Origin of the sequence: Mycobacterium sp., assembly GCF_049683935.1 — a bacterium.
In the GTDB taxonomy this organism is placed as follows: domain Bacteria; phylum Actinomycetota; class Actinomycetes; order Mycobacteriales; family Mycobacteriaceae; genus Mycobacterium.
This window is the reverse complement of record NZ_JBAUJR010000413.1, coordinates 1-9,627: the sequence shown is the minus strand read 5'-3', so window position 1 is coordinate 9,627 and position 9,627 is coordinate 1. Positions and strand designations below refer to the sequence as shown.

Genomic DNA, 9,627 nt, shown 5'->3' with positions numbered 1-9,627 from the left:
GGGGCCGGCCGACCCCGGGACCCCGCCGCCGCGATAGCTGGTCAGCCACGCCGGGGCCACCCTGACGGGCTGTATCAACACATTTCTCATAACCTGTCCGGATGCGGCGCATCGGCGGAGTCACCGGGTGACCCGTTTTCTCGCGCGCCGGTTCCTCAACTACGTGGTGCTGCTCGGTCTGGCGTCGTTCCTCACGTTCTGCCTGACCTCGCTGACGTTCGAGCCGCTCGACAGCCTGCTCGAACGCAACCCGCGACCTCCGCAGGCCGTCATCGACGCCAAGGCCGCCGAACTGGACCTCGACAAACCGATTCCGCTGCGTTACGCGAACTGGGTGTCGGGGGCTGTTCAGGGGGACTTCGGCACCACGGTCACCGGCCAACCGGTCACCGAGGAACTGTGGCGACGCATCGGTGTCAGCCTGCGACTGGTGCTCATCGGATCGGTGGTGGGCACCGTCATCGGGGTCGTGGTGGGCGCGTGGGGCGCGATCCGCCAGTACCGGGTGTCGGACCGGGTGATCACCGTGACTTCGCTGCTGATCCTCAGCACGCCCACCTTCGTGATCGCCAACCTGCTGATCCTGGGCGCGCTGAAGGTGAACTCGATCCTCGGCATGCAGGTGTTCGAGTACACCGGCGAGACATCCCCCGATGCGGTCGGCGGCGCCTGGCCGCAGTTCGTCGACCGGCTGCAGCATCTGGTGCTGCCCACCTTCACCCTCGCGTTGGCGTCCATCGCCGGGTTCAGCCGCTATCAGCGAAACGCGATGCTCGACGTGCTGGGGCAGGACTTCATCCGGACGGCGCGGGCCAAGGGTCTGACCCGGCGCCGCGCGTTGTTCAAACACGGCCTGCGCACCGCGCTGATCCCGATGGCCACGCTGTTCGCCTACGGCGTCAGTGCCCTGGTCACCGGTGCGGTGTTCGTCGAGAAGATCTTCGGCTGGCACGGCATGGGTGAATGGGTGATCCAGGGCGTCGCGACCCAGGACACCAACATCATCGCCGCGATCACGGTGTTCACCGGGGCGACGATCCTGCTCGCGGGACTGCTCTCCGATGTCTTCTACGCGGTTCTCGACCCCAGGGTCCGGGTCTCGTGAGCGCGCCCGAGTACCAGTTCGTGTCCCGGCGCACCCTCGTGCTGCGCCGGTTCCTGCGCAACAGGCCCGCAGTGGTGTCGTTGATCGTGTTGGCGGTGCTGTTGGTCGGCTGCTACGCGATCCCACCGCTGCTGCCCTACTCCTACAGCGATCTGGACTACTACGCGCTGCAGCAGCCCCCCACCACCACGCACTGGTTCGGCACCAACGCGCTGGGCCAGGACCTGCTGGCGCAGACGTTGCGCGGGATGCAGAAGTCGCTGCTGATCGGGGTGTGCGTGGCGTTCATCTCGACGATCATCGCGGCCACTGTCGGTGCGATCGCCGGCTACTTCGGCGGCTGGCGGGACCGGACCGCGATGTGGATCGTCGACCTGCTGCTCGTCATCCCGAGCTTCATCCTGATCGCGATCGTCACCCCCCGCACGCGGGAGTCCGGCACCATCCTGTGGCTGATCCTGCTGCTGGCGGTGTTCAGTTGGATGATCAGCTCACGCATGGTCCGGGGCATGACGATGAGCCTGCGTGAGCGCGAATTCGTGGTCGCTGCACGGTATATGGGCGTCAGTCACTGGCGCATCATCGTCCGCCACATCCTGCCCAACGTGGCCTCGATCCTGATCATCGACACCGCGCTCAACGTCGGCATCGCGATCCTCGCGGAGACCGGTCTGAGCTTCCTGGGCTTCGGGGTGCAGCCACCCGATGTGTCGTTGGGAACGCTGATCGCCGACGGCACCCGGTCGGTGACGACCTTCCCGTGGGTGTTCCTGTTCCCGGCCGGGGTGCTGGTGCTGATCGTGTTGTGCGCCAACCTGATCGGCGACGGACTGCGGGACGCGCTGGATCCGGGCGCGCGGCCCGCTCCGCGGCGCTCCCGGCAGGGGCGGGCGATGAGCGCTCGCGCGAAGAGCAGAGGGCCGCGATGAGCCTGCTCGAGGTGCGCGGCCTGACGGTGACGTTTCCCACCGACGCCGAACGCGTCGCGGCCGTGCGCGGGCTGGACTACCACGTCGACGCCGGCGAGGTCGTGGCACTGGTGGGTGAATCCGGCGCCGGGAAATCTGCGGGCGCGATGGCCGTCGTCGGACTGCTGCCCGAGTACGCCGAGGTGGCCGGCTCGGTCCGGTTGCACGGCGACGAACTGCTGGGACTGTCCGATCAGCGGATGTCGCGCATCCGCGGAAACAGGATCGGGACCGTGTTCCAGGACCCCATGTCGGCGCTGACGCCGGTCTACACCGTGGGTGACCAGATCGCCGAAGCGATTCAGATCCACCACCGCGACACCGGCAAGCGGGCCGCACGCATCCGCGCGATCGAACTGCTCGAACTCGTGGGCATCGCCCAGCCCGAGCGGCGGGCCCGTGCGTTCCCACACGAATTGTCCGGCGGCGAACGCCAGCGCGTGGTCATCGCCATCGCGATCGCCAACGACCCCGATCTGCTGATCTGTGACGAGCCCACCACCGCGTTGGACGTCACGGTGCAGGCGCAGATCCTCGACGTGCTGCGCACTGCGCGCGACGTGACCGGCGCGGGGGTGCTGATCATCACCCACGATCTCGGCGTTGTCGCCGAATTCGCCGACCGCGCACTGGTGATGTACGCGGGCCGGGCCGTGGAGACGGCTCCGGTCGCCGATCTCTACCGCAGCCGTCGGATGCCCTACACGGCGGGACTGCTGGGCTCGGTCCCCCGACTGGACGCACCCCAGGGCACCCGCCTGGTGCCGATCCCGGGCGCTCCCCCGTCGCTGGTGGCACTGCCCCCGGGCTGCCCGTTCGCCCCACGGTGCCCGCTCGCCGTCGACGCGTGCCGGGAGGCCGAGCCGGACCTGGAGACGGTCGCATCCGGCCATCTGGTGGCGTGCATCAGGAACGACCAGGTCGCCGACCGCAGTGCGGCCGATATCTACGGCGTGTCCGCGGCTCCGACACCGGAGACCGATGCCCTCGACGAGGCGGTGGTGCTGCGTGTCGACGGTCTGGTCAAGACATACCCGCTGACCAAGGGAGTGGTGCTGCGCCGCCGCATCGGCGAGGTGCGGGCGGTCGACGGCGTCGGCTTCGAGCTGCGACAGGGCCGCACGCTGGGCATCGTCGGCGAATCGGGGTCCGGCAAGTCGACGACGCTGCACCAGATCCTCGAACTCACCGCCCCGCAGGACGGGACCATCGAGGTGCTCGGCGTCGACGTCGCGGCGTTGGACCGGCGCGCCAGGAAAGCACTCCGGGGCAACCTGCAGGTGGTGTTCCAGGATCCTGTCGCTTCGCTGGACCCTCGGCTCCCGGTCTTCGACGTCCTCGCAGAGCCGTTGCACGCCAACGGCTTCGACAAACTCGACACCGAGGATCGGGTCGGCGAGCTTCTCACCGTGGTGGGATTGCGCCGTGAGGACGCCGGAAGGTACCCGGCCGAGTTCTCCGGAGGGCAGAAGCAGCGCATCGGCATCGCCCGGGCGCTGGCGCTGCAGCCGAAGATCCTGGCGCTCGACGAACCGGTGTCGGCGCTCGACGTGTCCATCCAGGCAGGAATCATCAACCTGCTGCTGGACCTGCAGGAGCGGTTCGGATTGGCGTATCTGTTCGTGTCCCACGACCTGTCGGTCGTCAAGCATCTCGCCCATCGAGTGGCGGTGATGCAGAAGGGCAAGATCGTCGAACAGGGTGACAGTGAGCAGGTCTTCGCCGATCCACGCCACGAATACACCCGCACGTTGCTGGCGGCGGTTCCGCAGCCACCGGCCGATCACAGTTAAAGTCGGTCGGCATGACCTACCTGAGGCCGCGAGCAGACACGACGTCGCACGATCCCTCGTTCAAGCGTGGACCTCTGCGACTGCTCGGCATCGCCCTGACAGCCGCCCTGGTGCTGGCCGGGTGCTCCAGCGGCGACACCGAGGTCCCGTCCGCGGGCGGCAACGCCGAGATCGGCGCCACCGCCGACATCAACCCGCAGGACCCGAGCACGCTGCGCCGGGGAGGCAACCTGCGCCTTGCGCTGTCGGGCTTCCCGGACAACTTCAACTACCTACACATCGACGGCAATACGGAGTTCGGTCTGGTGCAGCGCTGGACCATGCCGCGTGCGTTCTTCATCAAGCCCGACGGGGAGATGACGGTCAACAGCGACTACTTCACCAGCGTCGAGCTGACCAGCACCGAACCACAGGTCGTCACATACACGATCAACCCGCAAGCGACATGGTCCAACGGCCGGCCGATCACCTGGGAGGACTTCGCAGCCCAGATCAACGCCACCAGCGGCAAGGACGACGCCTACCTGTTCGCCTCCCCCAACGGCAGTGAGCGAGTCGCGTCGGTGACCAAGGGCGTCGACGACCGGCAGGCGGTCATCACGTTCGCCAGCCACTTCGCCGACTGGCGGGGCATGTTCGCCGGCAACGCGATGCTCTTCCCCAAGGAAGTGACCCAGGATCCCGAGGCCTTCAACCGCGGCTTCCTCAACGGCCCGGGACCGTCGGCCGGACCGTTCATGATGACCGCGGTGGACCGCGGCGCCCAGCGAATCACGTTGACCCGCAACCCGGACTGGTGGGGCACACCGGCGGTGCTGGACTCGGTCACCTACACGGTGCTCGACGACGCCGCCCGGCTTCCGGCCCTGCAGAACAATGCGCTCGATGCGGTCGCGATGCAGACGATCGACGACATGGCGATCGCCCGCCGCACCGACGGGGTGTCGATCCGACGCGCGCCGGCCCCGAGTTGGTACCACTTCACGTTCAACGGCGCCGAGGGCTCCATCCTGTCCGATCCCGCGCTCCGGGCCGCGGTCACCAAGGGCATCGACCGGCAGGCGATCGCGGCGATCACCCAGCGTGGCCTGACCGACAACCCGGCGCCACTGAACAACCACATCTACCTGGCGGGCCAGGAGGGCTACCAGGACAACAGCATCGGCTTCGACGCCGAGGCGGCCAAGCGCGAGCTGGATGCGCTGGGCTGGCGACTCAACGGCCAGTTCCGCGAGAAGGACGGCCGACGACTGACGATTCGCGATGTGTTCTACGACGCCCAGAGCACTCGTCAGATCGCGCAGATCGCGCAGAACAATCTGGCCCAGGTCGGCGTCGAGCTCCAGTTGATCCCTGTCGCGGGCGGCACACTGTTCAGTGAGTACGTGACGCCGGGAAACTTCGACATCGCCCAGTTCGCCTGGGGCGGTGACGCATTCCCGTTGGCCAGCCTGACACAGATCTATGCCTCCAACGGGGAGAGCAACTTTGGAAGCATCGGCAGCCCCGAGATCGACGCAAAGATCGAGCAGACCCTGTCAGAACTCGACCCCGCCAAGGCACGCACCCTGGCCAACGAGCTCGACGAGATGATCTGGGATGTCGGGTTCAGCCTGCCGCTGTTCCAGTCGCCGGGCAACCTCGCCGTGCGAAGCAACCTCGCCAACTATGGCCCGACCGGCATCGGAAGCCTGAACTACTCCGCGATCGGCTTCATGGAGTAGGGGTCTGGCGGATCACCCGCGGCACCGCATCGGGTACCACCGACTCGGCTCTGGCCGCGAAACTGATGCCGCGGACCAGGAGCCGAATCGTCAGATTTGCCGGTAGCCCGTCCAATTCCGCCGAACGGGAACCGAGTTCGTGAACCTGGCCGCCACTGGCCGCCAGGCAGACCTGCAGCGCCGCCTGCTCACGGGTGTCGAGGATGCTGTGTCCGGCACTCGGGAGTTCGACGAGCACCGAATCAGGTATCAGCTCGGCGATGCGGCGCGCCACCGCAGGCGGTGTGGTCAGGTCGCGCCCCCCGGAGATCACCGCGGTGGGCCAGGAGAAGCCGGGCATCGCCGACACCAGGTCGTAGGGTTCGGCGATGAAATCGACGTCCCCACTGGCGATCTGCCGAAAGGCGACCGCGGGATCCAGCGGTCCGCCGTCGGGTTCGGCGCCGTAGTTCAGTTCCCGGTAGGCGATGCGCTCGACGAGGTCGGGCTCGTGATGGTACGGAGTTTGGCGTTCCAGCAGCAGTCTGGTGCCCAGACCCACTGCGGCCCAAAGCCAGTCGTGGCCCGCCAGGAGCAGATCCAGCTGACGGCGCAGCACCTCAGGCCCGGCGATGCCGTACATGTCCGCGGCCCGCAGCACGGCCGTCGGATCGAGAACGCCATCGGAGACCAGACGGCGCACCTTGGCCGCGAGGTCGGCATCGTCGGGCACCACGCCCTCCCAGAGCACCCGGCGGATCTGCGTCCGGACCTCGTTGATGTCGTCAGCTGAGAGCAGTGGCGAATCGAGCACCATCGTGTGGATCCGTGCCGGGTGTCGTAGGCCGAGGCCGGCGGCCAGGTAGGTGCCGTACGACGCTCCGTAGACGACGGCTTGATCTACCTGGGCGTCGTCGAGCACTGCGGCGACGTCGTCGACGACCATGTCGACACAGAGCGCTTCCGGGGGTAGATCGTGGCCCGCGTCATCGTGACGGGACAGGCCCACCCCACGGTGCTCGACCATGATGACGTCGAGACCGTCGATGGCTGCGTGCCGCCGCAGCGCCCGGTACAGCGCGATCGATGCCGCACCTGGGCCGCCGGGGATGACCACCAGTGGATGGGCGGATTTGCGACCGGTCCGCACGTAGTAGAGATCGAACTCCTCGTCGCTGCCGCGGCGGACCGGCCTGCGGATCGGGCGCACACCGGCCAGCGAGGCCAGCTTGTCATGTGCCCGGCGCCGTGAGGCGGTCATCGTCATCTCGTTCATTGTGCATGCCGGCAGGATGCGCGCTCTCGACGGCGGCGAGCGCGCTCGTTTGTACGCAACACGCCGAGCGGGGGCGTGCAGACACGCGCACTCGCGGAAGAACGGATCAGCCGCGGATGAGGTCGGCGGCCTTCTCGCCGATCAGCACGCTGGGAGCGTGGGTGTGGCCGCGGATGATCGTCGGCATCACCGAGGCATCGGCCACCCGCAGTGCCTTGACGCCGCGGACCCGTAGCTGGGGATCGACGACGCTGGCGTCATCGCTGCCCATCCGGCAGGTGCCGACCGGGTGGTACAGCGTGTGGGACAGGGATTCCATTGCCCTGACCAGCGTTTCATCGTCAAGATCAGTCGCGTCCAGCGGACGGGCGATCCTTCCGATGGTGCCCCGCAGCGCCGGGGCGCGGGCGATGTCGGCGCACACCCGCAGACCGGCCATCAGCGCCTCCCGGTCCGCGCCGGCGTCGTCGGTCAGATACCGCGGATCGACCAGCGGCTTGTCATGGGGGTCGGCGGTGCGCAGGGTGATGGTTCCCCGGCTCTGCGGCTTGAGCAGGATCGGACCCATCACCACGGCATGGCCGACGTAGGGGTCGCCGATTCCTTCGTCAAAATACGGTGCGGGCGCAAAGATCAGCTCCAGATCCGGTAGTGCCAGGTCGGGACGGCTCTTGATGAAGCCGTAGGCCTCTCCGATGTTCGAGGTGAGCATGCCGCGACGACGCACGAAGTAGTTGAGCAGTTCCAGCGGCTTCTGTGCCGCGAACAGCGAGTCGTGAGGGACGTCGAAACCCAGTGGTATGACGAGGTGGTCGAGCAGGTTGGCGCCCACCTCCGGCGAGTGCGCAACGCTGACGATGCCGTGCCCGCTGAGTTGGTCGTGGTCCCCGATCCCGGAGAGCATCAGCAACTGCGGGGTGTTGATCGCTCCCGCGCACAGCACCACCTCGCGCCGCGCGGTGGCCACCGTGCGGCCGCGCGTGCCGTCGAACTCGACACCGATGGCCCGGTCGCCGGCGAACACCACCCGGGTTGCCGTGGCCTCGGTGATCACCTTCAGGTTCCTGCGTTTGCGGATCGGCTTCAGGTAGGCGTCGGCGGTGCTCCATCGGGAGCCCCGACGCTGGGTGACGCGTGTCTCGCAGAACCCTTGCGGTTCAGCTTGATTCGGTTCCTCGACCGGGTACCCGCATTGCTGCGCGGCGGTCAGCCACGCCGCGGTCGACGCCCGCGGGCTGCGTTGGCGCGAGATGACAAGCGGCCCCGACTCGATGCGTCGCAGGTACGGCTCGAGGTGGGCATGGTCCCATTCCTCGCCCGCGTGCTCGCCCCACTCGTCGTAATCGGCGGCGAACCCCCGCACCCACATCATCGCGTTCATCGACGACGAGCCGCCTAGCATCTTGCCGCGGGGCCAGTAGATCTGTCGTCCCGCAAGACCCAGCTGCGGCTCGGTCATGTAGTTCCAGTCGAGCGGACCGCGCATCAACTGGGCGAAGCCTGCGGGGATGTGGACGAACTTGTCCTTGTCGCGCATGCCCGCCTCGAGCACGACGACCCGCACGGAGGGATCGGCGCTGAGTCGGTTGGCCAGGACAGCCCCGGCAGAGCCCGTTCCCACGATGACGTAATCGGCGTCCACGTCCCGGAGTCTAAACAGGAGGCAGCGGCGAATCTGTCGATCTAGGCGCTCAACTCGATGTGCTGTGCACTGCGGATGCCGCCGTAACGCTGCGGGCTGCACGTCAGGATGATGACCTGGCTGTCGCCGGCGACGGCGTCGAACACCTCGGCCATCTTCGTCAGCCGTTCGGCGTCGGTGAAGCCGAGCGCATCGTCGATCACCACGGGCACACTGTCCTCTTTGGCCACCAGCGCGGCTCCGGCCAGCCGTGCGACGATACCCAACTGCTCCTTGGCTCCGCCCGACAGCGACTCGTACGGCACCGTCCGTCCCGACAGGGTGCGGTGCCCGATGCGCAACTCGCTGTCGACGTCCACCTCGAAGGTCTCGCCGAATACCAGACGGCCCAACCGTTCGACCTCACCGCGGAACGGGTCGACGTAGCGCAGCCGCATGGTGTCGCGGTGCCGGCCCATCACCGACCTGAGCAGCTCTGCGGCGCGGGCCCGGCGCTGCACCCTCCGGTATTCACCTTCGGCGTGCTCACGTTCGGTTTCGGCGACGTCCAACCTGCCCTTACGGCCCTCGGTGCCGTACACCTTCAGCTGAGTGGCGACCTCGCGCAGCGCCTCGGCAGCCTGTTCGTGACGCACCTGAACCCCCGCGGCGTCGCGCTCGGCGTTCTCGAGTTCAGCGGTGACCGCGGCGGGCTGGTGCTGGGCCAGTTCGTCAGCGAGTTGGGCCACCAACCCCTGCGCCTTGGCCAGCATCTCGCCGTCCGCCTCGGCCTTGACGGCGAGCTGATCGTCTCCGACGGCTCCGCGTTGGGTGGCGAGGCGCTGTCCCGCGACGTCCAGCTCCGTCTGTGCCGCCTCCAGCTTCTCCTTGGCGCGGGCGGCATGGAGCCCACGCTGAGCGAGCAGCTTGGCGGCCTCTTCAGCCACCTTCCGATGCGTCTCGCAGCCCCGAACGGCCTGCTGGTGTGCCGCGGTCGCTTCGTCGAGTTCAGCGCGCAGCGTGGCGGAATCCTGCGGTCCGCCCGTGGCGGGGTCCCACAGCCCGTCCTCGGCGGGCAGTGCGGCCTGCAACACCGACAGCCGCGACCGCATGTCTTCCAGCGTGTCGGCCCCGGTCACCGCGCAGAGCACGGACCGGGCT

The 9,627-nt window shown here is 67.9% G+C and carries 6 protein-coding genes and 1 pseudogene; 4 read left to right on the top strand and 3 right to left on the bottom strand.

Translation table 11 applies throughout. The features are described 5' to 3' along the window. The first annotated feature begins 127 nt into the window (after window positions 1-127). The 4 genes from oppB to oppA are packed head-to-tail and all read left to right on the top strand — an operon-like array spanning window position 128 to window position 5,590. Window positions 128-1,105, top strand: a complete 978-nt coding sequence (gene oppB / locus WA965_RS23460) for an oligopeptide ABC transporter permease OppB (protein WP_526294371.1) — start codon at window positions 128-130, stop codon at window positions 1,103-1,105. Beyond that, window positions 1,102-2,034 carry an oligopeptide ABC transporter permease OppC gene (gene oppC / locus WA965_RS23455; RefSeq protein WP_526294372.1) on the top strand — a complete coding sequence of 311 codons (933 nt, stop codon included), beginning with the start codon at window positions 1,102-1,104 and terminating at the stop codon, window positions 2,032-2,034. Before oppB ends, oppC begins: the two co-directional genes overlap by 4 nt. Next, the gene (oppD, locus tag WA965_RS23450; RefSeq protein WP_526294373.1) at window positions 2,031-3,866 is read left to right on the top strand and encodes an oligopeptide ABC transporter ATP-binding protein OppD; all 1,836 of its coding nucleotides are present in this window, start codon (window positions 2,031-2,033) and stop codon (window positions 3,864-3,866) included. Before oppC ends, oppD begins: the two co-directional genes overlap by 4 nt. A gap of 11 nt (window positions 3,867-3,877) precedes the next feature. Then, the gene (gene oppA / locus WA965_RS23445; protein ID WP_526294374.1) at window positions 3,878-5,590 is read left to right on the top strand and encodes an oligopeptide ABC transporter substrate-binding protein OppA; all 1,713 of its coding nucleotides are present in this window, start codon (window positions 3,878-3,880) and stop codon (window positions 5,588-5,590) included. Here the strand turns inward: oppA and WA965_RS23440 are convergent. From WA965_RS23440 to WA965_RS23430, 3 genes and pseudogenes are all read right to left on the bottom strand, one after another. Further along, on the bottom strand, window positions 5,580-6,836 hold the full coding sequence (locus WA965_RS23440) for an alpha/beta fold hydrolase (protein WP_526294375.1): 1,257 nt from the start codon (window positions 6,834-6,836) through the stop codon (window positions 5,580-5,582). The genes oppA and WA965_RS23440 overlap by 11 nt on opposite strands. Before the next feature lie 115 nt (window positions 6,837-6,951). Continuing rightward, window positions 6,952-8,487 (bottom strand): GMC family oxidoreductase, encoded by a 1,536-nt coding sequence (locus tag WA965_RS23435; RefSeq protein WP_526294376.1) that lies wholly within the window; start codon window positions 8,485-8,487, stop codon window positions 6,952-6,954. A 41-nt stretch (window positions 8,488-8,528) separates the two neighbouring features. Further along, window positions 8,529-9,627, bottom strand: a pseudogene (locus WA965_RS23430) (AAA family ATPase); the annotation flags it as partial.